The sequence below is a fragment of the Micromonospora sp. NPDC048887 genome (genome assembly GCF_040649715.1).
Taxonomy (GTDB): Bacteria; Actinomycetota; Actinomycetes; order Mycobacteriales; family Micromonosporaceae; genus Micromonospora.
Genome location: NZ_JBEZGA010000001.1, coordinates 205698 through 228513 on the forward strand (window position 1 = coordinate 205698; position 22816 = coordinate 228513).

Consider the following 22816-nt stretch of genomic DNA (forward strand, 5'->3'; position numbering starts at 1 on the left):
CCCGGGGAGAGCCATGGTGCTGTTCCGCCGCAGCCGGCCCGGACGCCCGGACCACGCCGCCGCCGTCGTCGTCGCCGAGGAGACCGCGCCGGCCGGTCCCGTCGCGCCCACCGTTCCCCCCGCTCGCGGGCACGACGAAGCCGCTCGCGGGCACGACGAGGAACCGACCGGCGGGCCGGCGCCGGCGCGCCTGGACCCGGCCGACGTCCCGCGCCTGTTCGGCCCGGTGCCGAACACCGCCGCCAGCCCGCTGCCCACGCTCGACCCGGACGGCCGCCCGGTACCAGGCACCGGCATCCGCAAGTTCGTCGACCCGCTGCCGCTACCAGGGCAGCCGGCCACCGCCGGGCTCGGCGCCCGCCTGCCGGTCGCCGTCCCGGACACCATCACCTGGCCGGGCTGCGACTACTACGAGATCGGCCTCCAGGAGTACGCGCAGCGTCTGCACCGCGACCTGCCCGCCACCCGGCTGCGCGGCTACCGCCAGCTCAACCTGGGCACCGACACCTCCGGGCACAACACGGTCAGCCCGCCCGGCCGCCCCTGGCACCTCGGCCCGATGATCGTGGCCCGGCGGGGCCGCCCGGTCCGGATCAAGTTCATCAACCAGCTTCCCACCGGCCGGGCCGGGGAGCTGTTCCTGCCTGTCGACGAGACGGTCGACGGCGCCGGCGCCGGGCCGCTCGACGGTCCCGCGCCGTACCCGCAGAACCGGGCCGTACCGCACCTGTCCGGCGCGCAGACCGGGTGGATCAGCGCCGGCAACCCGTGGCAGTGGGTCACCCCGGCCGGCGAGATCACCCCGTACCCGGTGGGTGTGGGTGTGACGCCGGTGCCGGACATGCCGCCGCCCGGTGCGGGCGCCACCACGCTGTACTTCCCGAACGAGCAGAGCGGCCGGCTGATGTGGCTGCACGACAACACGCTCGGCCTGTCCCGGCTCACCGTCTACTCCGGGCAGATCGCGCTCTACCTGCTCACCGACCCGGCCGAGGAACGGCTCGTCGAGGACGGCGTGCTGCCCGCCGAGCAGTTCCCGCTGGTGATCGAGGACAAGACGTTCGTACCGGACGACGCGCAGCTCGCCGCCCAGGACCCCACCTGGGACCGGGACCGCTGGGGCGCCAAGGGCAGCCTCTGGCACCCGCACGTCTACCAGCCCCGGCAGAACCCGTACCGGCTCACCGGCACCAACCCGACCGGGCGCTGGGACTACGGGCCGTGGACCCACGACCCGGACGGTGGCGCCAGCCCGTGGGTCGCCCCGGTGCCGAACCCGCACCACGACCCGGACACCGACACCGACGAGCCGCCGCTGGCACCCGGTGTGCCGCACCCGTCGGCGGTCCCCGAGGCGTACGGGGACACCCCGCTCGTCAACGGCGTGGCCTACCCGTACCTGGAGGTCGCGCCGCGGGCGTACCGGTTCCGGATCCTCAACGCCTGCGCGGACCGGGCGCTCAACCTCCAGCTCTACCGGGCCGCCTCCGACGCGCCGATGTGGGGCGAGGACGGCAGCCCCGGCGACCCGGGCGCCGGTGAGGTGCCGATGGTCGAGGCGGTACACGCACCGGGACGGCCGGCGTACTGGCCGGCCGACGGGCGCGACGGCGGCGTACCCGACCCGGCCGCCGCCGGACCCGAGATGATCCAGATCGGCAACGAGGGCGGCCTGCTCCCCGCCCCCGTCGTGCTGACCAACCGGCCGGTGGACTACCGGTACGACAGGCAGGACCCGACGGTGCTCAACGTGGACGGCCACACGCTGCTGCTCGCCCCCGGCGAGCGGGCCGACGTGGTGGTGGACTTCTCCACGGTGCCGCCGGGCAGCACGCTGATCCTCTACAACGACTGCCCCGCGCCGCTGCCCCGGTTCGATCCGCGCCACGACCACCACACCGGCGCGCCGGACCGGACCGCCGCCGGTGGCCTGCCCCCGACCCGGCCCGGGTACGGCCCGAACACCCGTACACTGCTCCAGATCCGGGTCACCGGCACCCCGGCGCAGCCGTACGACACGCGCCGCCTGGCCGACCGGCTCCCGGGGGCGTACGCGCGCAGCCAGCCGCCGCCGATCGTGCCGCAACCGGCGTACGACACCGCGATCGGCACCTCCACCCCGCGCCCGACGCTCGTCCCGGCGCGGGCCGCCTCGGTCACGTTCACCCCGGCCGGCGCGACCGCCCCGGTCACGTTGCCGCTGGCGGTGAAGTCGGTCGGGCAGGTGTTCGAGCCCCGGCACGGTCGCGCGGTGGGACGGCTCGGCGTCGGCCACCCGGTCAGCGGACCGCTCGCGCCGGCCACCCTGCCGCTGGGACCGGCCGACCCGGCCACCGAGGTGCTGCACGCCACCGACCCGGCAGTGGCGGTCGGTGCGCCCGGTGACGGCACGCAGCTCTGGCGGATCGTCGGTGACGCCCCGCGCACCCATCCCGTGCACATCGAGGGCTGCGACGTGCAGGTGGTCAACCGGGTCGGCTGGGACGGCACGGTCCGCCCGCCGGACCCCGGCGAGCTGGGCTGGAAGGACACCGTCCGGGTCAACCCCCGGGAGGACGTCGTGGTGGCGCTGCGTCCCGTACCGCCCGCCCTGCCGTTCAAGATCGGCGACAGCGTACGGCTGCTCGACCCGACCCGCCCGGCCGGCGTACGGCTCGACGCCGGCCCGGTCAGCCCGGTCGACGGCCGCCCCGCGGTGGTGGTCAACCAGATGGTCAACCTCGGCTGGGAGTACCGCTGGCAGACCCGCTCGGCCGGACTACGCGACCAGGGCATGAGCCGCCCGCTGGTCCTGCGCGTCGCGCCCAAGGCACCGACCGGGCTCGGCGCCACCCCGGCGCCCGGCGGCGCCACCGCGCTGCCCGCCATCGCGCTGACCTGGACCGGCAACGGCAGCCGGCCCGTGCCCACCAGCCACCGGCTGCAACGCGCCACCGACAACGCCTTCACCGCCGGGCTGACCGAGATCACCGTGGCCGCCACCGCCACCCGCTACACCGACGCCACAGTCACCCCCGGCGTCACCTACCACTACCGGATCCGGGCCGAGAACGCGGTGAGCTGCTCGTCCTGGTCGAACGCCGTACCGGCGGCGGTGCACCTGGCCGCGCCGACCCGGCTGACCGCGGTGCTGCCGCCGAACGCGCCACTGCGGGTGGCGCTGCGCTGGGCCAACCACTCCTTCGCGACGGGGGTGGACGTGCAGCGGGCCACCAACCCCACGTTCACCAGCGGCCCGGGCACCACTGCCATCGCCGTGGGCGAGGCCCACGTGGACCCGGCGGTCGCACCGGACACCACGTACTACTACCGGATACGCACGACGTACCTGGGTGCCGCCTCCCCCTGGTCGACGGTGGCCGCGGTGACCACCCCGGCCCGGCCGGCCGCACCGACCGGGGTGAGCGTCACCACGAGCGCGTCCGGGCCGGACACGGCCACCGTGACGGTGAGCTGGTCGGCGCAGACGCCGGCCGGACCGGGTGCCGGGTTCATCGTGCAGCGCGCCACCGACGCCGCCTTCACGCGCGAACCGGCGACCTTCCACGTCACCGGCCGAGGCTTCACGAACACCGGCCTCGCGCGCGGGGTCACCTACCACTACCGGGTACGCGCGACGAACGTCGTGGGCACGTCCCCGTGGACTCCCCCCACCACCAAAACCACCCCCACCTGACCCCGCGCCTTCAGGGTCGATCATGAAGTTGGGGAGGTTCCAGAGGGGCGGGGCGGGACTCGCCGTCAGGGGGCTCGGAGGGGGGTTCTGAGTTCGGCCAGGGCGGAGGCTACGCCGTGCAGCAGGTCGGTGGCCTCGGTCAGGCGCGCGGCGGACGGGTGCTCGGTGTTCGGACGGGCGTCCTCGGCCACGTAACCGGCCGCTGCCACCACCAGGCGCTCGTACGCGGCCACCCCGTCCTCCAACTGCGCCACCAGCGAGGCGTGCACCTCGTTCAGCGGGCTCTGCGGGGTCAGCTTCGCCGCGCGTTCCACGCCCGCCACCCGGTTCGCCAGCTCGCGCAGGGACCGGTCCGCCTCGGCCGCCTCCCGTACCGCCGGCTCGGCCAGCCCGGTCAGCCGCCCGGCCAGCCCGGCCAGGGTGAGCGCGGCCCGGTCCAGCCGGGCCCACGGCTCGGCCGCGGCGGTGCCGCGCAACGCGAGGCGGGAGCGGACCCGGCGTGCCTCGGCCAGGACGCCCGGCCCGACGGGCAGCCGCTCGACGGCGGCGACCAGCCGGGCGCGAGAGCGGGCCGCGGCCTCGGCCGGGTCGAGTGCGGGCGGGGCTGGCACGGCGGCCAGCGCGCGGTGGTCGGCCCAACGCCAGACGGCCACCGCAATCGCGCTGCCCGCGGCGCCGGCCCAGGCCGCGTCCGGCAGGCCCAGTCCGGCGTACGGGGTCAGCACCGCGGCGGCACCGCCGAGCCCTCCGGCCAGCACGCTCCACCGTCGCGCCGAGTTGCGCAGTCTGCGCAGCCTACGGAAGTGCCGGGCCCGTTCGTCCGCCATGGTGTCCGCCCCTTCCGTCAGCTGGTCGTGGTCTCCCCGGTGCCACGATCCCGGCTCATGCTGGCCCGGATCTCGTCGAGCCGGGCGGTGGCGGCCGGGTCGGTCGGCTGTCCCACCGCCGGGGTCTCGTGCCGGGCACCGAGCTGCTCGCCGGCCATGCTCGACCGGATCTGCTCCAGTCTCGCCGATCCGGACGAGTCGAGGGTCGCCTTCTGGATCTCCAGCATCCGGCCCTCGACCGAGTTGCCGGCCAGCTCGGCCCGGCCCATGGCGGTGGCGTAGCGGCGCTCGATCCGATCGCGGACCTCGTCCAGCGACGGGGTGCTGGCGGGCGCGGTGAGCGACGACATCGACTCCAGCGAGCGGGCCACGCTCTCCTGCATCTTGGCCTGCTCCAGCTGGCTGAGCAGCTTGGTGCGCTCGGCCAGCTTCTGCTGGAGGATCATCGAGTTGTTCTCGACCGCCTTGCGGGCCTGCGCGGCCGCGCCCAGCGCCTGGTCGTGCAGCGTCTTGAGGTCTTCCAGCGCCTGCTCGGCGGAGACCAGCTGGGTGGCGAGCATCTGGGCGGACTGCTCGTAGCGCCCCGCCTCGGTCTCGTCTCCCTTGCCGCGGGCCTGGTCGGCCAGCACCAGCGCCTGCCGCGCGTTGCCCTGGAGCTGTTCCACCTCGGTCATCTGCCGGGACAGCTTCATCTCCAGCTGGCGCTGGTTGCCGATCACCGCCGCCGCCTGCTGGACCAGCGCCTGGTGCTGGCGCTGCGCCTCCTCGACGGCCTGCTGGATCTGCACCTTCGGATCCGCGTGCTCGTCGATCTTCGCGCCGAAGAGCGCCATCAGGTACTTCCAACCCTTGACGAACGGGTTAGCCATCTCCGCCTCGTCCCCTCAGTAGCGTCGCGTCTACATCGTTCCAGCCGGACGCCACTCCGGCACCCGTACGCTCCTGATCAACAGTACGACGCGGACGCCAGCACTGCCCACGGCGCGGCAGCCGGGTCAGGCGGCGCAGACCACGTCCCGCTCGGCGGGGCGTACCCGGGTGCTGCGCAGCGTGGCCTTGAGTGGCGAGTCCTGCCGGACCTGGACGGCCACGGCGCCGTCGGAGGTGACCTGCCGGACCCCACGGTTGGTGGTCTTGCGCACGGCGGGCCCGGCCACCGCTGCCGGCTCGACCCGCTCGTCGGCCACCGGCACCAGCACGCCGGGCATCTGCTCGGCCAGGGCGACCGTGTCGCTCACCTCGCGCAGCAGCTCGGACAGGCGGGCGCCGAGCGCGTCGCAGATCGCCGCCAGCAGCTCGCTGGAGGGTTCCTTCTGGCCGCGTTCGATCTCGGAGAGGTAGCCGAGGCTGACGTTGGCGGCGGAGGAGACCTCGCGGAGGGTGCGGTGCTGCCCTTGCCTGCGCGCCCGCAGCGCGTCACCGATCACCCGGCGTAGCAGGACCATCGCACCTCCCCCTGAACGGGACCACCATGCCCGGCGACCGTGCCGGGCCGGACGCGGCGGACCGCTCCGGCGCCGACGGCGACCGCCGAAGCCTTCCCGCAACCGTACCCGTTGGTCGCCACGACGACATCCCACCCCGCCTCTGAAATCCGGGCGGACCGGCCCGCCCGGCGGTCCCGCCGCCGGGTGTGTCGGCACCTCGCCGGCTCACCGGCGGCCGGCCCCCGCCGCCTGCGCGGCGTCGGTGCCCTCGGGGAGGTCGATACGGTCGGCGAGCAGGCGCAGCGCCTCGATCACCGCGGCCGAGCGGATGTGGTCGCGGCCGCCGTCGATGTCGAGCCGGCGCACCTCGGTGCCGTCCGGCCCGGCGACCGCCACGTAGACCAGGCCGACCGGCTTGCCGTCCTGCGGCTCAGGCCCGGCCACACCGGTGGTGGCCAGGCCCCAGTCCGCACCGCACCGCCGCCGTCCGCCCTCGGCGAGGGCCACCGCCACGTCCGGGTCGACCGGGCCGCGGTCGGCCAGCAGGTCCTCCGGTACGCCGGCGAGCGTCGCCTTGAGTTCGGTGGCGTAGACCACCATGCCGCCCCGGTAGATCGAGCTGACGCCGGCGATCTCCACGATCGCGGCGGCCAGCAGCCCGCCGGTCAGCGACTCGACGGTGGCCAGGGTCTGGCCGCACTCGTGCAGGCGGTGCACCACGGCGGCCGCCGGGCTGCCGGCGGGCCGCTGGTCTCTCGCGTCGGTGTCCATGCCCGCCCCCATTTCCCGCCCCACGCCGGCTTACTCGCCCGCCGCCCGGATCGACGGATCGGTCACCCGGATCGACGGATCCGCCGACCGGTTCGAACGGATCAACGGGCCGGGCGACGCAGCCGCAACGCCTGGGCGATGTAGTCGAACCCGGTGACCACGGTGACCACCACCGCCGCTCCCATGATCCACGGCCCGATCGCGGCCGCCGCCTCCGGCATCGGCCAGAGGTACCAGGTGATGGCCAGGATCTGCAGCGCGGTCTTGACCTTGCCGCCCCGGCTGGCCGCGATCACCCCGTGCCGGATCACCCAGAACCGCAGGCCGGTGATGCCCAGCTCGCGGGCCAGGATCACCACAGTCACCCACCACGGCAGCCGGTCGTAGAAGGAGAGCAGCACCAGCGCGGCGCCGGTGAGCGCCTTGTCGGCGATCGGGTCGGCGACCTTGCCCAGCGAGGTGACCAGGTCGTACCGGCGGGCGATCCAGCCGTCGACCAGGTCGGTCGCGGAGGCCACCACGAAGATCAGGCAGGCCGTCATTCGCCAGCCCGCGTGACTCATGCCGGAGGCGATCACGGTGGCCGTGAAGACCGGCACCAGCATCAGTCGCGCGCCGGTGAGCACGTTCGCCGCGTTGAGCAGCGGTACGGGGGCAGCCGCCGTCGACTCCGCCCCCGTCATGTCCCGCATCGCCCCACGTGGCTTCCCCGCTCCATCAGGGCCCGCCGTCACCGTACCGCGCCGGGCGCCGCCGAGATCATCTCATCCGGCACGGCGACCAGGTCGACGCCCTCGGTCGCCGTCACCGTGGCACGGACCAGGTCACCGGGGCGCAGCGCGGCCAGATCGACGCCGCCGCCGACCGGCGCGACGAGCGTGGTCGAGCCGTCGACCTCGGGCGCCTGGTGGGCGGCCCGGCCCTCCACCACGCCGTCGGCGGTGGAGTCGACGAGCACCTCCACCGTCGCGCCGAGGCGCTCCTCGGCGCGCTGCGAGCAGAGTTCGTCGGCCAGGGCGCTGAGCTTGTCGTACCGCCGTTTGATCGTGGCGGCGGAGACCTTGCCGGTCAGCCCGGCGGCCTCGGTGCCGTCCTCGTCGCTGTAGTCGAACATGCCGATCGCGTCCAGCCGCGCCTCGGTCAGGAACCGGACCAGCTCGGCCACGTCCGGCTTGGTCTCGCCGGGGAACCCGACGATGAAGTTGCTGCGCGCGCCCGCGTCCGGCGCCAGCGCGCGGGCCGAGGCCAGCAGCTCCAGGAACCGGTCGGTGGAGCCGAAACGCCGCATCCGGCGCAACACCGGCTCGCTGGAGTGCTGGAACGACAGGTCGAAGTACGCGGCCACGCCGGGCGTGGTGGCGATCACCTCGACCAGGCCGGGCCGGGTCTCGGCGGGCTGGAGGTAGCTGGCCCGCACCCGCACGATCCCGTCGATCGCGGCGAGCTGCGGCAGCAGCTTCTCCAGCGCGCGGGGGTCACCCAGGTCCTTGCCGTACGAGGTGGAGTTCTCGCTGACCAGCACCAGCTCCCGTACGCCGGTCTTGGCCAGCCACTCGGCCTCGGCGAGCAGCTCGTCCGGGGTACGCGAGACGAACGCCCCACGGAACGCCGGGATGGCGCAGAACGCGCACCGCCTGTCGCAGCCGCTGGCGAGCTTCAGCGAGGCCACCGGGCCGGTGTCGAGCCGGTGCCGCAGCACCTGCCGCAGGTGCGCCGGGGTGTGCGCGTCGGTCTCCGGTGCGACCCGGGCCGGGGTGCCGTGCCCGGGTAGCGACACCGCCGCGTCGCGGCGCTTCACCGGGGTCAGCGGCAGCAGTTCCCGCCGGTCGCGCGGGGTGTGCGCGCCGATCGCCTCACCGGCGAGCACCGAGTCGAGCCGGGACGCGATGTCCGGGTAGTCGTCGAAGCTGAGCACGGCCTGCGCCTCGGGGAGACTGTCGGCCAGCTCACGGCCGTACCGCTCGGCCATGCACCCGGCGGCGACCACCTTGGCGCCGGTGTCGGCGGCGGCCAGCAGCGTCTGGATCGAGTCCTGCTTGGCCTTCTCGACGAACCCGCAGGTGTTCACCACCACCACGTCGGCACCCTCGCCGTCGGTGGTGACCTGCCAGCCGTCGGCGTGCAGCCGGGCGGCCAGCTCCTCCGAGTCGACCTCGTTGCGGGCGCAGCCGAGGGTCAGCAGGGCGACGCGGCGCCCGTCGGATCGCGGGGTGGAGGAGGAGGCAGACACCATCCGAGGGTACCGGGCCGGTTCCGGTCCGCCGCGCACCCGTCCGGCCGGGTCAGCGAGCGGGAACCGCCACCCGGGCCAGCCGGTCCAGGAGGAACACCTCGGTGCCGGCCAGGCCGGTGGAGCAGAAGACCGAGATCTGGTCCGCGGTGGTCCGGCCGGGGACCGCGCCGGCCAGCACCGCGCCCAGGTCGCGCAACCGCCCGGCGTACGGCTCGACGGCGGCGAGCATCGGCGGCACGTACGCGGTGGCCTGGCCGGGTGAGTCGGTGACCAGCAGGTCGGCGGCGTCGAGCAGGTCGGGCCCGAACTCGTGCCGGTCGACCTGCTTGAAGCCGACTGTGTTGACGTGGGTGCCGGGGGCCAGGTCGGCGGCGTCGACCACCGGGACGGTGCTGGTGGTGGCGAGCACCACGACGTCCCGGTCGCGTACCGCGGCGGCGGCCGAGCCGACCGCGCGGGCGGGCACGCCCAGCTCGGCGCGGACCCGTGTGGCGAACGCCTCCCGCCGGGCCGCCGAGCGGCTGTACACGGTCACCTCGCGCAGCGGCCGGACCGCCGCCGCGGCCCAGACCTGGGTCCACGCCTGCCGCCCGGACCCCACCACGCCGACGGTGGCGGCGTCCGCGCGGGCCAGGGCGTCCACCGCCACGCCGCCCAGTCCTCCGGTACGCCGGGAGCCCAGCTCCTCGCCGACGGCGATGGCGCGTACCGCACCGGTGGTGGCGTCGTGCAGCACGACGAGCTGACCGCTCTCCGGGTGGCCGAACGTGTCGTACGAGCGGAAGCCGTACCACTGCCCGGTGAGGTGCCCGGCGGTCAGCACCATCCGGCCTCCGCCCAGCGGCGCGGACGCCCGGGGCGGGGCGATGAGCCGCCCGGCGTGCGCGGCCAGCAGCGCGTTCCGCATGGCCGCCACGGTGAGCGGGGCGTCCACGGCGGCCGCGACGTCGTCGTCGGAGAAGAGCAGGGTCATGCCCTCAATCGTGCAACCTGAAGTTGACGTCAACTCCACTCATGGTGGGCTTTCTCACCCCGCCGCCGGTCCGGCCCGCCCGGTGCTACCGTCGGCCACGACGGCCCGCGGGCCGTCCCGGACGAGTGGTGGGCGTACCCGGTCAGGCCAAGACGCCCCGCGTGACCCGACCGTCGCCCGGCCCGCTGCGCGCCGGGCCCGCCCGTCAGAGGTGATTCACCATGGCCTGGATCGTGCTGGTGCTCTCCGGACTGCTGGAGACCGCGTGGGCGATCGCGCTCGATCGCAGCGCCGGCTTCACCCGTCCCCTCCCCTCCGCCGTCTTCGCCGTCACGCTCGTCGGGAGCATGGCCGGCCTGGCGTACGCGCTGCGCGACATCCCGGTCGGCACCGGCTACGCGGTGTGGGTCGGCATCGGCGCGGTCGGCACCGCGCTGGTCGGGATGCTGGCGCTCGGCGAACCGGTCAACCTCCCGCGCGTGGCCTGCCTGCTGCTGGTGGTGGCCGGCGTGATCGGCCTGAAGTTGTTCGCCTGATCGATACCGCATCCGGTTTGGACGGTGTGGCGGCGGGGGTACCGAATCCTCCGTAGCCACACAGCGAGACCACTCACGGAGGAACCCCATGGCCAACATGCACGCCACCGCCCGCCCGCGCACCAACGCCGCCCGCATCTGCACCATCGTCGCGTTCGTGTTCGCGGCCCTCGCGATCTTCGTGTCCCCGCTGATCTTCGGGGTCCTCGGCCTGGTCCTCGGCATCGTCGGCGCCGTCCTCGGTGACAAGCCGCTGGGCTGGTACGCCGCCGCCGCCAGCGTGGTCGGCGCGATCATCGGCGCCGTGCTCGTCGCCGCGCTGCTCAACTGACCCGGAACCGCCGACGGCGGCCGCCACCCGAGGGTGGTGGCCGCCGTCGTCGTCGTGGGCCCCCGTCGTCCGTGGCGCGGGCCGTCAGTCCTCGCCGCCGCGCAGGCCGGCCAGGACCTCCTCCAGCTCGTCCGGCTTGACCAGCACGTCGCGGGCCTTGGAGCCCTCGGACGGGCCGACCACGCCCCGGGTCTCCATCAGGTCCATCAGCCGGCCCGCCTTGGCGAAGCCGACCCGCAGCTTGCGCTGAAGCATCGAGGTCGACCCGAACTGCGAGGTGACCACCAGCTCGACCGCCTGCACGAGCAGGTCCAGGTCGTCGCCGATGTCCTCGTCGATCTTCTTCTTGCTGTCCTGCGCCGGGGCGAGCACGTCCGGCCGGAACTCCGGCTCCCGCTGGTCCTTGCAGAACTTCACCACGTCGGCGATCTCGCGCTCGGTCACCCAGGCGCCCTGGATGCGCTGCGGCTTCGACGCGCCCATCGGCAGGAACAGGCCGTCGCCGCGGCCGAGCAGCTTCTCCGCGCCGGGCTGGTCCAGGATGACCCGCGAGTCGGCGAGCGACGAGGTGGCGAACGCGAGCCGGGACGGCACGTTCGCCTTGATCAGGCCGGTGACCACGTCCACCGAGGGCCGCTGCGTCGCGAGCACCAGGTGGATGCCGGCGGCCCGGGCGAGCTGGGTGATCCGGACGATGGAGTCCTCCACGTCGCGCGGCGCGACCATCATCAGGTCGGCCAGCTCGTCCACGATCACCAGCAGGTACGGGTACGGCCGCATCTCCCGCTCGCTGCCCGGCGGCGCCTTGATCTCGCCGTTGCGCACCTTGCGGTTGAAGTCGTCGATGTGCCGGACCCCGTTGGCCGCGAGGTCGTCGTACCGCATGTCCATCTCACGGACGACCCACTCCAGCGAGTCGGCCGCCTTCTTGGGGTTGGTCACGATCGGCGTGACCAGGTGCGGGATGCCCTCGTAGCCGGTCATCTCGACGCGCTTCGGGTCGATCAGCAGCAGCCGCACCTCGTCCGGCGTGGCCCTGGTCAGGATGGACACCAGCAGCGAATTGAGGCAGGAGGACTTGCCCGCACCGGTGGCCCCCGCAATGAGAATGTGAGGCATCTTCGCGAGGTTGGCCACCACGTAGCCGCCCTCGATGTCCTTGCCGAGCGCCACCACCATCGGGTGGTGGTCGCTCGTCGCCTCGCGGGAGCGCAGCACGTCGCCGAGCGACACGTTCTCCGGGTCGGTGTTCGGGATCTCCACACCGACCGCGCTCTTGCCCGGGATCGGGCTGAGGATGCGGACGTCCGGCGACTTCACCGCGTACGCGATGTTGCGGGACAGCTGGGTGATCCGCTCGACCTTGACGCCCGGGCCCAGCTCCACCTCGTACCGGGTGACTGTCGGGCCGCGGGTGAAGCCGGTGACCGCGGCGTCCACGTCGAACTGCTCGAAGACGCCGGTCAGCGCCGCGATCACCTCGTCGTTGGCCTTGCTGCGGCTCTTCGGCTTGGCGCCGGTGCCGAGCAGGTTCGCGGGTGGCAGCGTGTAGTCGCCGGCCAGCCCGGTGAGCGCGAGCTGCTCGGCGCGGGTGGGCAGCGGCGAGTGCTCCGGCGGCTCCACCGGCTTGCGGTTGGCCGGCACCTTCGGCGGCTTGCGCGGCAGCACCAGGGTCTCCTGGAGGTCCACGCCGGCGAGCTCGTCGTCCGGGTCCAGCGGCTCCAGCGGCGGCGGCATCCGCTTCGCCGGCCGCTTGCGGGCCGGTTTCACCGGCGCCTCGTCCTCGGCGAACTCCTCGTCGTCGTCCACCCCGGCCGGATCCGCGCGCAGGCCGAGCCGCTCCGGGATCTTGTTGATCGGCGTCGCGGTGACCACGAGCAGGCCGAACACCAGCAGCAGAAGCAGCAGCGGCATGGCCACCCAGGCGGTCACCGCCGACTTCAGCAGGTCGCCGACGCCCGCGCCGATGAGGCCACCGGCGAAGTCGCGCTGGACCTCGTCGACCGGGTTCTGCCCGATGTGCAGCATCGAGGCGGTGGCCAGCATCATCGAACCCCAGCCGACCAGGCCGCGACCGCGATGCTCGGGGTCGGCCGGAGTCCGCATCAGCCGCCACGCGCCGACCATGAACAGCACCGGCAGGATTATCGAGATGGCGCCGACGAAGAGGCGTACGGTGTCGGCCAGGTGCCGGCCCACCGGCCCGGCGCCGCCGCCCCAGATGCCCACCGCGCTGAGGATGGCCAGGCCGAACAGCAGCAGCCCCGCACCGTCGCGGCGGTGCTCCGGATCCAGCTCCCGGGTGGACGCGGCCTGCCGCCCGGCGGCCCGGAACGTCCAGCCGACAGTGTGGGCCAGCCCCATCCAGACAGCACCCACCGCCCGGCCGACGAACGCAGCCGGGCTCGGCCCGGGGGCCGGTCGCCGCCGTGCCGGTTTCCGCGCCGCCGCCTTCTTCGCCGGCTGACGGGCGCGGTTGTTCGTGTTGCCACGCGGCGACGCGCCGCGCCGCCGGCTCGCCTGAGAGGTACGGCCCGCCATAGAGTCACGGTAACGGCGGTACCCGGTGGATCGCCGCTTTTCCGGGTCGTGTCCGCGCGTCGCAGCACGGGTCGGACCGTCGTTTGTGTTATTCGCCTCAGAAGGGATGCCCGATGGCGTCGCCGGAGATCGAGGACGGTCCGGACGGTCCGCTGACCGGACACCCGCAGGAACTGCGCCCGCTGACCGGCGAGCTGATCGCCGCCGTGCTCGGCCACCGGGGGTACGCGGTGGCCGAGGAGCCGGACGGCGCGCTCGTGGGCCGCTGGGAGCGGAACCTGATCTGGTTCCACCGCCGGGGCGAGGCCGGGGAGCTGCTTCAGGTACGCACCGTCGTGGCGCACCACTTCGGCATCGAGCGGGTGCCCGAGCTGCACGCCTTCTGCAACGCCTGGAACCACGACCGGCTCTGGCCGAAGGCGTACGTGCACGTCGCCGACGACGGCTCGGCTCAGGTGTGCGGCGAGGTCACCGCCGACCTGGAGCGCGGGGTGACACCGCACCAGCTCGATCGGCTCGTCGACTGTGGCGTGACCACCGGGTGCCAGCTCGCCGCCGCCGTCGACGAGCTGGCCGGCGGGGCGCTGCGGTGACCACGGCACGCGACAGGGGGCTCGCCGCCGCGCTCGACGACGCCCGGGACCGGCCCGACGGCGCGGAGCGCCGCGCCGAGCTGGAGCGGATCGCGTCGCGGGCGGACGCCACAGGTGATCCGCGTACCGCCCTGTCGGCGCGCTTCGCGCTGGTCGAGGCGTACCTGCACCGGGGCGAGCGGTGGCGCGCGGTGGAGCCGGTCCGGCGGATGCGGGCCACGCTGGCCCGGCACCCCGGGCTGCTGGACGCCCGCCCGGACGAGCTGACCCGGTTGCGCCGGCACCAGCGGCACGCGGTGGAGGCGTCGTTCGGCACGCCCCGGGTGGGCCTGGACCAGTCCCGGTCCCTGTTGGACGCGCTCGCCGACGAGCTGGGCGAGGACGCCGCGCCGGTGGCGGAGCTGCGCTGCCGGCTCGCCGACCACCTCGGCGACGAGCCGGCGGCCCGCCGCGCGTACGAGCGCTGGTCGGCGGCGGACGCCACGGACCCGGTGGGCGGCTGTCCGGGATGCGCACCGGCCCGGCGGGCCGACCTGCTGGCCGGCTGGGGCGAGCCGGAGGCGGCGCTGGCCGCGCTGGCGCCGGCGCTGGCCGGCTGGGTCGAGCCACAGACGCCACCGACCCGGCGGGGCGAGCGGCAGGCGGCCACGGCGGGCGCGGCGGCCTGCACCGACCAGCCCGAACGGGCGCTCGCCGTGGGGCTGCTGCCGTGGCTGCGTACCGGGGCGGTGACGCGGGCGGCCCGGGCACACGTACGCGCGTACCGCCGGCACCGGGGCGAGCGGAGCGCGTTCCCGCTGCTCGCCGCGCATCTGCGCTTCTGCGCGCTGGGCGGCTACCCGCATCGCGGGCTGGAGATCCTGACCGAGCAACTGCCCGAGCTGGACCGGCCGGCCGACGACCTGTCCGCGATGGAGTTCGCCGCGGCGGGCGCGCTGCTGTGCGGCCTGGCCGCCGAAGCCGGGCTGGGCGGGCGGCGGATCCACCGCCCCGGGCACGGCTCCCGGCCCGCCGCCGAGGTGGACGTGGCGACGCTGGGTACGCAGTTGCAGGCGCTGGCGACGGCGCTGGCCGGCAGCTTCGACGCCCGCAACGGCACCGGGCACCAGTCCGGCCGGATCGCCTCCTGGCTCGCCGAGCGGCCACTCGCCGCGCCGGTGTCGCTGGCCGCCGAGAGCGAGTTCGACGAGGAGCCCGACGCCGATCCGGCCGAGCCCGGCCCGCCCGGCCCGGAGGAACCGGCCCCGCTGGACGCGACGCTGCTCGCCGCCGCGCTCGACGCCCGGGGCGAGCCGTACACGCCTGAGCCGGACGGCACGCTCGCCGGGCGGTGGGGCGAGGCCACGATCCAGTTCCGCCGGCTGGGGCGGCGGGGTGACGTGCTGCACGCCCGGGTGGTGGCGGAGCGGCGGCTGCCGGCCGAGCGGCGCGCGGAGGCGTACGCGTTCTGCAACGCCTGGAACCACGACCGGCTGCTGCCCGCCGCGTACGTGCACGAGCCCGGCGACGGAACGCTGGTGCTGGCCGCCGGTGTCTCCACCGACCTGTCCTGCGGGGTGGCCCCGGCTCAGCTCGCCGTGCTGGTGGCAGCCGCGATCCGCACCGGCACCGCGTACGCCGAAGCGGTCGCCGCGCTGCCCTGAGCCTGCCGCAGACGCGGCGCGGCCCCCGACCACAGGGCGGTGGTGGGCGGGGGCCGCGGTCTGGGTGCGGCGGTCAGCGGGCGGAGAACGCCAGCGTGTACTCGCCGGAGCCGGACAACCCGACGACGCGGTACCGGTAGGCGCCGGCAGGGGTCTCGGCGGTCAGCCGGGCCGCGCCGTCGGCGGTGGCCGCGCGGGCCACGGTGCGGAACGCGCCGCCGGTGAAGCGTTGCAGTTCCAGCGCCACCCGGGCGCCGTCCGGCGCGGCCAGGCACGCCTCCTGGGTGCCGGCTGACACCCGGAAGAAGCGCCCGTCCGGCTGGATCTGGGTCCGTCCGGCGGCGATCCGGCCGGTCCGGCTGACCTGGCCGGAGCAGTCGGTGTCGCCGGCCGGCGGGGTGGGCTCGGCGGTCACCGGCGGGGTGGTCTCGCCGCCGCCCGCCGGCGGCTGTGTGGGCGCGGGCTGGTCACCGGCGGTGACCAGGGTCAGGTTGTTGCGCTGGAGGATCTCGTTGACCGGCTGGAAGAACGTGGTGCCGCCCCGGGTGCAGTCGCCGGAGCCGCCGGAGGTGACGCCCTGCGCCTGGTCACCGGAGAGCCACGCACCGCCCGAGTCACCCGGCTCGGCGCAGACGTTCGTACGGGTCAGCCCGGTGACAGTCCCCTGGGGGTAGTTGACTGTGGCGTTCTTCGCCTGGATCAGGCCGCAACGGGTGCCGGTGGTGGAGCCGGACCGGCAGATCGACGCGCCGACCGGCGCCTCGGTGGAGCCGTTCACCGCCACCGTGCCGCCGTCGTTGAAGTCGGTCACCACGCCCTGCGGCGTCCAGTCGGCGTTGACGCGGACGAACGCCCAGTCGTCACCGGGGAACGAGGAGGCGGCGAACGTGCCCTGGGCGACCCGGTTGGACCCGGTGGTGCGGTCCCCCGGCTGCCCGCAGTGCCCGGCGGTGACGAACCCGCCGACCACGGAGAAGCCGACCGAGCAGCGGCCCGCGTTGTTGATCAGGTAGGCGTCGCCGCCGCGCACGTCGAACAGCGGACGCGGGGCCTCGTCAGCGGTACGCACCCGGACCATGGCGGCCTTCGATCCGGCGGCGGCGGCGAACCGGCGACCGTCGGCCTCCGCGCCCGGCCGGGCGATCACCACCACCGCGTTGTCGGTGACGTCGACGTACCAGCCGGCCACGTCGGGGCTGGCGTCGTCGCCCGCCGCGTCCAGCCGGGTCTTCACCGCGTCCAGCTCGGCGACCCCCCGGGCGACCCGCTTCGGGACCGCGCCCGCGGCCCGTACCCGCGCCTCGCCGGCCGCGTCGGCCACCGCCACGGTGAGCGTGGCGCCGTCCGCGCTGAGCCAGCTCCCGCCGTACCCGGCGCCGAGTTCCCCGCGCAGCCGGGTGACGGTGCCGGCCGCCCACCGCTCGGTCCGCAGCCGCTTCACCGCCTGGTCGCGGGTCAGCGCGAGGTCGCGGCCCATCGCGTCCAGGACCTCCGGCGCGACGCCGTCGGCCGCCGGGGTGGCCCGCCGGGGTTCCTCACCGGCGAACGAGGGCAGGGTCACCGCCGCCGTCAACCCGGCCGCCGCCACCACTACGCCGATGGCTGTCATCCGTCTGCGGTCCATCCGCCACGCTCCTCCCGACCGGCGCAGGGGCACGCCGGCCGTCGGGAGGTACGGAGACGGACGCCGATCGGATGAGGGTTACCGGAGGGTTTCGACGCGCCGTGTCGGGGCGTACCCGGAAAGCGACGGCGCCGGCCCACCGCGAAGGGTGGACCGGCGCGCGGCGCGGTCGGGTCAGACCTCGACGACGGTCGGGACGATCATGGGCCGACGGCGGTACGCGTCGTTGACCCAGCGTCCCACGGTGCGGCGGACGATCTGCTGGAGCTGGTGCGGGTCGGTGATGCCGTCCGCGGCGGCCCGGTTCAGCGCCTCTGTGACAAGCGGGACCACCGGGTTGAACGCGGCCGGGTCCTCGGAGAAGCCCTTCGCCGAGACGGTCGGCCCGGCGACCACCTTGCCGGTGACCGAGTCGACCACGACAGTCGCGGCGATGAACCCGCCGTCGCCGAGAATCCGGCGCTCGGTGAGCAGCGACTCGCTGACGTCGCCGACGGCGAGACCGTCGACGTAGACGTACCGGCTCTTCACCCGCCCGACCAGGCTGGCGCGGCCCTCGACCAGGTCGACCACGTCGCCGTCCTCGCAGAGCACGACCCGGTCCGGCGCGACGCCGGACTCGATGCCGAGCCGGGCGTGCGCCCGCAGGTGCCGCCACTCGCCGTGCACCGGCATCAGGTTGCTCGGGCGTACGACGTTCAGCAGGTAGAGCAGCTCACCGGCCGGGGCGTGCCCGGAGACGTGCACCTTCGCCACGTCCTTGTGCACCACCACGGCGCCGGCCCGGGCCAGCCGGTTGATCACCCGGTAGACCGAGGTCTCGTTGCCGGGGACCAGCGAGGACGCCAGCACCACGGTGTCGCCGGGCGCGATGGTGATGTGCCGGTGGTCGCCGCTGGCCATCCGGCCCAGCGCGCTCATCGGCTCGCCCTGCGAACCGGTGGACATCAGCACGATCTGCTCGGGCGGCAGGTTCGTGGCCTCCTCGATCCCGACCACCAGGCCGGGCGGGATGTTCAGCAGGCCCAGGTCGCGGGCGATGCCCATGTTGCGGACCATGGACCGGCCGATCAGCGCCACCTTACGGCCGTGCTCGACGGCCGAGTCGAAGACCTGCTGCACCCGGTGCACGTGCGAGGCGAACGAGGCGACGATGATCCGCCCCTTGGCCTTCGCGAAGATCGAGTCGAGGACCGGGCCGATCTCCCGCTCCGGCGTGACGAACCCGGGGATCTCCGCGTTCGTCGAGTCGGACAGCAGCAGGTCGACGCCCTCGGCGCCGAGCCGGGCGAACCCGGCCAGGTCGGTGATCCGTCCGTCCAGCGGAAGCTGGTCCATCTTGAAGTCGCCGGTGTGCAGCACCAGGCCGGCCGGGGTACGGATGGCCACCGCGAGCGCGTCCGGGATCGAGTGGTTCACCGCGAAGAACTCGCACTCGAACGGGCCCAGCCGTTCCCGGCCGCCCTCCCGCACGGTCAGCGTGTACGGCTGGATCCGCCGCTCGGCCAGCTTCGCCTCGACCAGCGCGAGCGTGAACTGGGAACCGACCAGCGGGATGTCCGGCTTGTGGGCGAGCAGGTACGGCACCGCGCCGATGTGGTCCTCGTGGCCGTGCGTGAGCACGATCGCCTGCACGTCGGCCAGCCGGTCCAGGATCGGGCCGAAGTCGGGCAGGATCAGGTCCACGCCCGGCTGCTCGACGTCGGGGAACAGCACCCCGCAGTCGACGATGAGCAGCTTGCCATCGTACTCGAAGACGGTCATGTTCCGGCCGATGGCGCCGAGTCCGCCGAGCGGGATGATCCGCAGGCCGCCCTCGGGCAGCGGCGGGGGCAGCTCACCCTCGATGTGCGCCTCGGTCACGCGTCACCTCATTCTGCGACGCCGTCGCGCGGCGTCCGTCGTGTCGTTTGTTCATTCGGGCAGGGGCAGGCCCGCGGCGGCGCAGTCGGCGCGCAGCTGGGCCAGTTCGTCACCGGTGGCGTCGACGAGCGGCGACCGCACCGGACCGGCCGGGCGGCCCTGCGCCGCCAGGCCCGCCTTGACCAGGATCGTGCCCTGGGTGCGGAAGATGCCGGTGTAGAGCGGCAGCAACTGCCGGTGCAGGGTGAGCGCCCGGGCGTTGTCGCCCGCCTCGAACGCCTCGATCATCTGCTTGGTCAGCGCGCCGGTGAAGTGGGTGGAGGTGCCGACCACGCCGACCGCGCCGACCGACAGCATCGGCAGGGTCAGCGCGTCCTCGCCGCTGTAGTAGGCCAGGTCCGTGCGGCTGAGCACCTCCGAGGTGGCGAACAGGTCGCCCTTGGCGTCCTTCACCGCGACGATCCGGCCGTGCTCGGCCAGCTTCACCAGCGTCTCGGTGGCGATCGCCACACCCGCGCGGTGCGGGATGTCGTAGAGCATGACCGGCAGGCCGGTGGCGTCCGCGACGGTGGTGAAGTGACTCAGCAGCCCGGCCTGCGGCGGCTTGTTGTAGTACGGCGTGACCACCAGCAGGCCGTGCGCGCCGGCCTTCTCGGCCTGCGCGGCCAGCTCGACCGTGTGCCTGGTGTCGTTGGTGCCCACCCCGGCGACGATCCGGGCCCGGTCACCGACCGCCTCGACCACCGCGCGGATCAGCGACTCCTTCTCCGCCTCCGTGGTGGTCGGCGACTCGCCGGTGGTGCCGTTCAGGACCAGCGCGTCGTTGCCCTGCTCGTCGACGAGGTATTCGGCCAGCCGGGCGGCGCCGTCGAGATCCAGGCCGCCGTCCGGCGTGAACGGGGTCACCATGGCCGTCATCACTCGCCCGAACGGGCGCGACGCGCCCCGGCTCGGGGCGGCGGAGTGGTCGTGCGTCATGCTCACAACCTAGCGGACGGCCGCCGGTGGCCCGGCGGCGAAGGGCGACGAGTCACTCGGCGTGCGGCGACGCTGCCACCTCGGTGCCGTCGGGCAGGGTGGAGATCTCGAAGTCGGCGAAGACGTTCGGCGCGACACCCTTGAGCTGGCGCAGGCACTCCACGGCCAGCTCGCGGATCTCCACGTCGGCGTGCTCGGTGGCGCGCATCTTCACGAAGTGCCGCCAGGCCCGGTAGTTGCCGGTCACCACGATCCGCGTCTCGGTGGCGTTCGGCAGCACCGCCCGGGCCGCCTGGCGGGCCTGCTTGCGGCGCAGCGTCGGGTTGGGCTCGTCGGTGAAGCGGGCCTCCAGCCCCTCCAGCAACTCGGTGTACGCCCGCACCGCCGCGTCGGTGGCCTCGACGAACCTCTTGTGCAGCTCCGGGTCGTCGGCGATCACCGACGGCTCGACCATCGCCGCGTCCCGCTCGGGCACGTAGCGCTGGGACAGCTGCGAGTAGGAGAAGTGCCGGTGCCGGATCAGCTCGTGCGTGAACGACCGGGAGACGCCGCTGAAGTAGAAGCTCACCGAGCCGTGCTCCAGCACGCTCAGGTGGCCGACCTCGAGGATGTGCGCCAGGTAACCGGCGTTGGTGGCGGTGGCCGGGTTCGGCTTCTTCCAGCTCTGGTAGCAGGCCCGGCCGGCGAACTCGGCGAGCGCCTGCCCGCCGTCGGCGTCGGTGGACCAGGGCACCTCTTCCGGCGCCTGGAACTGGGTCCACGCGATCAACTTGACCTGGGGCTGAACCATCTCCGGCATTCCTGCGACTGTAGTTGGCCCGCGCCCGGCGCGGAAATCGGGCACGCGGCCGGCCAGCGGGCGCTCCGCCCAGGTGTCCAAGATCCCGGACAGCGGAGCGCTCCGGCGGAGAAGGCTAGACGTAGAGCGAGGTGAAGGGAGCCCACGGCAGGTTACGGGCGACCGAGAAGACCGCCCAGGCGGCCAGGAACACGCCGACGACCTTGGGGCTGAACTGCGCCTCGGGCAGCTTCCAGCCGAACGCCCGGTTGCCGGCCCAGGCCACGAAGAGCCAGGTCAGGAACGGCAGCGCGAAGACGAACAGGAAGTGGTGCCGGGCCGCGGCGGGCAGGTCGCCGTGCAGCACGTACCAGAGGGCGCGGGTGCCGCCGCAGCCCGGGCAGTCCAGCCCGGTGGTGAGCTTGAGCAGGCAGGACGGCGGGGCGTCCGGGTCGCTGCGGGTCGGGTCGCTGATCATCGCGTACGCGATGCCGACGCCGACACAGCCGAGCGCGGCGAGCGGCACCGCCCAGCGCGGGGCGCGGGCGTGCAGGCGCAGCACCATCCGGGTGAACCGGTCGGTCTCGACCGGCTGGTACGCCACCGGGTAGGGCCACGACCCGTCGGGAGCCTGCGGCCCGTGCGGGTACGACAGGTGCGGGTGCGGCTCGGTGTCCGGGCGCGTGTGCGGGTCGGTCGCGGTGGCAGGCCGGTCAACGCTCGTCACGCGCTCACCGTACACCCGCCACGCCCACCAGCGCGGCGGCCAGCGGCCCCGCCAGGTCGCCCGCGACGGGCGGGGCGACCGCGTCCAGGCCGAGCCAGCCGGCCAGCCGGTACAGCTCGGCGGCGAGCGCCACGGCGGTCTCCCCCGGATCGGCGCCCGGCTCGACCCAGGCGGCGGGCACCAGCAGCACCCCGGCCTTCCGGTCGGCCTTGAGGTCGACCCGGGCGGTGAAGCGCTCGCCCTGGCGGAACGGCAGCACGTAGTAGCCGTAGACCCGCTGGGGCGCCGGCACGTAGATCTCGATCCGGTAGGTGAAGCCGAACAGCCGCTCGGTGCGCGCCCGCTCCCAGACCAGCGGGTCGAACGGGCTCACCAGCGTGTTGCCGCGGACCCAGCGGGGCAGCCGCGCGTCGGCGTGCAGGTAGGCCTGATGCCGCCAGCCCTGCACCGTGACCGGGGTCAGCTCGCCCGCCTCGACCAGCTCGGCCACCGCCCGCCGCGCCCCGGCGACCGGCAGCCGGAAGTAGTCGCGCAGCTCCGGCTCGGCGGCCACGCCGAGCGAGCGGGCGGCCATCAACACGAGCGTGCGGTGTGCCTCGGCGTCGGCCGGGGTGGGCGCGTCCAGCACGGCGGCCGGCAGCACCCGCTCGGGCAGGTCGTAGCGGCGGGCGAACGAGTTGGTGCGGTCGGCGGCGGTGACCTCGCCGGCCCAGAACAGGAACTCCAGCGCCCGCTTCACCGCCGACCAGTTCCAGCCCCAGTTGCCGGTCTCCCGGGGCGCGTCGTGCTCGATCTCGGCGGCGGTCAGCGGACCCCGGGCGGCCACCTCGTCGCGGACCCAGGCGACCAGCTCGGGCTGCTCCTGCGCGATCCGGCGCATCCCGCCCCACGCGTCGTCGCGAGCCTTCGCCATTCGCCAGCGCAGCACCGGGTGCAGCCCGACCGGCACCAGCGAGGCCTCGTGCGCCCAGTATTCGAACAGCTCGCGGGGGCTGCGGTAGGCGGCGGAGTCGAGCAGGGCCGTCGGGTAGGGCCCGAGACGGCTGTAGAGCGGCAGGTAGTGCGCCCGCTGGAGCACGTTCACCGAGTCCATCTGGATCAGCCCGACCCGGTCGAGGACCCGGCGCAGGTGCCGCCGGGTGGGCACGCCGGTGGGCGCCGGGTCGGCGAAGCCCTGGGCGGCCAGGGCGATCCGGCGGGCCTGGGCAAGGGAGAGCGATTCCGGTGCGGCCATCGTCGGCGACCCTAATCCAGACCTCCGACACGACGGGTCCAGGTCGCCGGGAGCGGCGGCT

Annotated in this window: 19 protein-coding genes and 1 riboswitch; of the genes, 5 read left to right on the forward strand and 14 right to left on the reverse strand. The window is 74.4% G+C overall.

Going from position 1 to position 22816, the window contains the following annotated elements; all coding sequences use genetic code 11:
• Nucleotides 1–13 precede the first annotated feature (13 nt).
• On the forward strand, nucleotides 14–3676 hold the full coding sequence (locus AB0C17_RS00950) for a fibronectin type III domain-containing protein (protein ID WP_357476191.1): 3663 nt from the start codon (nucleotides 14–16) through the stop codon (nucleotides 3674–3676).
• A 65-nt stretch (nucleotides 3677–3741) separates the two neighbouring features.
• Here AB0C17_RS00950 and AB0C17_RS00955 read toward each other — a convergent pair whose 3' ends face one another.
• The 7 genes from AB0C17_RS00955 to AB0C17_RS00985 form a co-directional block, all read right to left on the reverse strand.
• Complete coding sequence (locus AB0C17_RS00955) at nucleotides 3742–4503, reverse strand: hypothetical protein (RefSeq protein WP_357382521.1); 762 nt, start codon at nucleotides 4501–4503, stop codon at nucleotides 3742–3744.
• A gap of 17 nt (nucleotides 4504–4520) precedes the next feature.
• Complete coding sequence (locus AB0C17_RS00960; protein WP_357382519.1) at nucleotides 4521–5372, reverse strand: PspA/IM30 family protein; 852 nt, start codon at nucleotides 5370–5372, stop codon at nucleotides 4521–4523.
• A gap of 126 nt (nucleotides 5373–5498) precedes the next feature.
• The gene (locus tag AB0C17_RS00965; RefSeq protein WP_357382517.1) at nucleotides 5499–5948 is read right to left on the reverse strand and encodes a helix-turn-helix transcriptional regulator; all 450 of its coding nucleotides are present in this window, start codon (nucleotides 5946–5948) and stop codon (nucleotides 5499–5501) included.
• Nucleotides 5949–6155: 207 nt separating this feature from the next.
• On the reverse strand, nucleotides 6156–6701 hold the full coding sequence (locus tag AB0C17_RS00970) for a CinA family protein (RefSeq protein ID WP_357382515.1): 546 nt from the start codon (nucleotides 6699–6701) through the stop codon (nucleotides 6156–6158).
• A gap of 101 nt (nucleotides 6702–6802) precedes the next feature.
• Entirely contained in the window at nucleotides 6803–7384 is a 582-nt protein-coding gene (gene pgsA / locus AB0C17_RS00975) for a CDP-diacylglycerol--glycerol-3-phosphate 3-phosphatidyltransferase (protein WP_357382770.1), read from the reverse strand.
• 47 nt (nucleotides 7385–7431) lie between these two features.
• Nucleotides 7432–8934 carry a 30S ribosomal protein S12 methylthiotransferase RimO gene (rimO, locus tag AB0C17_RS00980; protein WP_357467392.1) on the reverse strand — a complete coding sequence of 501 codons (1503 nt, stop codon included), beginning with the start codon at nucleotides 8932–8934 and terminating at the stop codon, nucleotides 7432–7434.
• Nucleotides 8935–8983: 49 nt separating this feature from the next.
• Nucleotides 8984–9907 carry an ornithine cyclodeaminase family protein gene (locus AB0C17_RS00985; RefSeq protein ID WP_357476194.1) on the reverse strand — a complete coding sequence of 308 codons (924 nt, stop codon included), beginning with the start codon at nucleotides 9905–9907 and terminating at the stop codon, nucleotides 8984–8986.
• 96 nt (nucleotides 9908–10003) lie between these two features.
• Nucleotides 10004–10069: riboswitch (guanidine-III (ykkC-III) riboswitch) on the forward strand.
• A gap of 59 nt (nucleotides 10070–10128) precedes the next feature.
• On the opposite strand from AB0C17_RS00985, the gene AB0C17_RS00990 reads away from it, so the two are divergent.
• Both AB0C17_RS00990 and AB0C17_RS00995 read left to right on the forward strand, forming a co-directional pair.
• Nucleotides 10129–10443 carry a multidrug efflux SMR transporter gene (locus AB0C17_RS00990; protein ID WP_357382509.1) on the forward strand — a complete coding sequence of 105 codons (315 nt, stop codon included), beginning with the start codon at nucleotides 10129–10131 and terminating at the stop codon, nucleotides 10441–10443.
• Between the two features lie 88 nt (nucleotides 10444–10531).
• Nucleotides 10532–10774, forward strand: coding sequence for a hypothetical protein (locus AB0C17_RS00995; RefSeq protein ID WP_357382507.1), 243 nt, complete (start codon nucleotides 10532–10534; stop codon nucleotides 10772–10774).
• A gap of 84 nt (nucleotides 10775–10858) precedes the next feature.
• On the opposite strand, the gene AB0C17_RS01000 is transcribed toward AB0C17_RS00995, so the two are convergent.
• On the reverse strand, nucleotides 10859–13315 hold the full coding sequence (locus AB0C17_RS01000) for a DNA translocase FtsK 4TM domain-containing protein (RefSeq protein WP_357476196.1): 2457 nt from the start codon (nucleotides 13313–13315) through the stop codon (nucleotides 10859–10861).
• A 113-nt stretch (nucleotides 13316–13428) separates the two neighbouring features.
• Between AB0C17_RS01000 and AB0C17_RS01005 the strand changes: the two genes are divergently transcribed.
• The gene (locus tag AB0C17_RS01005; RefSeq protein ID WP_357467386.1) at nucleotides 13429–13908 is read left to right on the forward strand and encodes a YbjN domain-containing protein; all 480 of its coding nucleotides are present in this window, start codon (nucleotides 13429–13431) and stop codon (nucleotides 13906–13908) included.
• Nucleotides 13905–15551, forward strand: coding sequence for a YbjN domain-containing protein (locus AB0C17_RS01010; RefSeq protein ID WP_357382502.1), 1647 nt, complete (start codon nucleotides 13905–13907; stop codon nucleotides 15549–15551). The genes AB0C17_RS01005 and AB0C17_RS01010 overlap by 4 nt, the downstream gene beginning before the upstream one ends.
• A gap of 73 nt (nucleotides 15552–15624) precedes the next feature.
• On the opposite strand, the gene AB0C17_RS01015 is transcribed toward AB0C17_RS01010, so the two are convergent.
• The 6 genes from AB0C17_RS01015 to AB0C17_RS01040 all read right to left on the reverse strand — a co-directional run bounded on the left by AB0C17_RS01015 (nucleotide 15625) and on the right by AB0C17_RS01040 (nucleotide 22755).
• Entirely contained in the window at nucleotides 15625–17175 is a 1551-nt protein-coding gene (locus AB0C17_RS01015) for a S1 family peptidase (RefSeq protein WP_357476198.1), read from the reverse strand.
• A 174-nt stretch (nucleotides 17176–17349) separates the two neighbouring features.
• The gene (locus AB0C17_RS01020) at nucleotides 17350–19038 is read right to left on the reverse strand and encodes a ribonuclease J (protein WP_120571099.1); all 1689 of its coding nucleotides are present in this window, start codon (nucleotides 19036–19038) and stop codon (nucleotides 17350–17352) included.
• 51 nt (nucleotides 19039–19089) lie between these two features.
• Entirely contained in the window at nucleotides 19090–20016 is a 927-nt protein-coding gene (gene dapA, locus AB0C17_RS01025) for a 4-hydroxy-tetrahydrodipicolinate synthase (RefSeq protein ID WP_357382496.1), read from the reverse strand.
• Nucleotides 20017–20068: 52 nt separating this feature from the next.
• Complete coding sequence (thyX, locus tag AB0C17_RS01030; protein ID WP_357382768.1) at nucleotides 20069–20806, reverse strand: FAD-dependent thymidylate synthase; 738 nt, start codon at nucleotides 20804–20806, stop codon at nucleotides 20069–20071.
• Nucleotides 20807–20930: 124 nt separating this feature from the next.
• A complete protein-coding gene (locus tag AB0C17_RS01035) occupies nucleotides 20931–21536 on the reverse strand; it encodes a DUF2752 domain-containing protein (RefSeq protein WP_357382494.1) in 606 nt (201 codons plus the stop codon).
• Nucleotides 21526–22755 carry a crosslink repair DNA glycosylase YcaQ family protein gene (locus AB0C17_RS01040; RefSeq protein ID WP_357382492.1) on the reverse strand — a complete coding sequence of 410 codons (1230 nt, stop codon included), beginning with the start codon at nucleotides 22753–22755 and terminating at the stop codon, nucleotides 21526–21528. The genes AB0C17_RS01035 and AB0C17_RS01040 overlap by 11 nt, the downstream gene beginning before the upstream one ends.
• Nucleotides 22756–22816 lie beyond the last annotated feature (61 nt).

What these genes read in the sequence shown, in the direction of transcription:
- pgsA (WP_357382770.1), bottom strand. Translation starts at nt 7,384, where the DNA reads ATGACGGGGGCGGAGTCGACGGCGGCTGCCCCCGTACCGCTGCTCAAC.
- AB0C17_RS01000 (WP_357476196.1), bottom strand. Translation starts at nt 13,315, where the DNA reads ATGGCGGGCCGTACCTCTCAGGCGAGCCGGCGGCGCGGCGCGTCGCCG.
- AB0C17_RS01005 (WP_357467386.1), top strand. Translation starts at nt 13,429, where the DNA reads ATGGCGTCGCCGGAGATCGAGGACGGTCCGGACGGTCCGCTGACCGGA.
- thyX (WP_357382768.1), bottom strand. Translation starts at nt 20,806, where the DNA reads ATGGTTCAGCCCCAGGTCAAGTTGATCGCGTGGACCCAGTTCCAGGCG.
- dapA (WP_357382496.1), bottom strand. Translation starts at nt 20,016, where the DNA reads ATGACGCACGACCACTCCGCCGCCCCGAGCCGGGGCGCGTCGCGCCCG.
- rimO (WP_357467392.1), bottom strand. Translation starts at nt 8,934, where the DNA reads ATGGTGTCTGCCTCCTCCTCCACCCCGCGATCCGACGGGCGCCGCGTC.
- AB0C17_RS01015 (WP_357476198.1), bottom strand. Translation starts at nt 17,175, where the DNA reads ATGGACCGCAGACGGATGACAGCCATCGGCGTAGTGGTGGCGGCGGCC.
- AB0C17_RS00990 (WP_357382509.1), top strand. Translation starts at nt 10,129, where the DNA reads ATGGCCTGGATCGTGCTGGTGCTCTCCGGACTGCTGGAGACCGCGTGG.
- AB0C17_RS00955 (WP_357382521.1), bottom strand. Translation starts at nt 4,503, where the DNA reads ATGGCGGACGAACGGGCCCGGCACTTCCGTAGGCTGCGCAGACTGCGC.
- AB0C17_RS00950 (WP_357476191.1), top strand. Translation starts at nt 14, where the DNA reads ATGGTGCTGTTCCGCCGCAGCCGGCCCGGACGCCCGGACCACGCCGCC.
- AB0C17_RS01040 (WP_357382492.1), bottom strand. Translation starts at nt 22,755, where the DNA reads ATGGCCGCACCGGAATCGCTCTCCCTTGCCCAGGCCCGCCGGATCGCC.
- AB0C17_RS00995 (WP_357382507.1), top strand. Translation starts at nt 10,532, where the DNA reads ATGGCCAACATGCACGCCACCGCCCGCCCGCGCACCAACGCCGCCCGC.
- AB0C17_RS00965 (WP_357382517.1), bottom strand. Translation starts at nt 5,948, where the DNA reads ATGGTCCTGCTACGCCGGGTGATCGGTGACGCGCTGCGGGCGCGCAGG.
- AB0C17_RS00970 (WP_357382515.1), bottom strand. Translation starts at nt 6,701, where the DNA reads ATGGACACCGACGCGAGAGACCAGCGGCCCGCCGGCAGCCCGGCGGCC.
- AB0C17_RS00960 (WP_357382519.1), bottom strand. Translation starts at nt 5,372, where the DNA reads ATGGCTAACCCGTTCGTCAAGGGTTGGAAGTACCTGATGGCGCTCTTC.
- AB0C17_RS00985 (WP_357476194.1), bottom strand. Translation starts at nt 9,907, where the DNA reads ATGACCCTGCTCTTCTCCGACGACGACGTCGCGGCCGCCGTGGACGCC.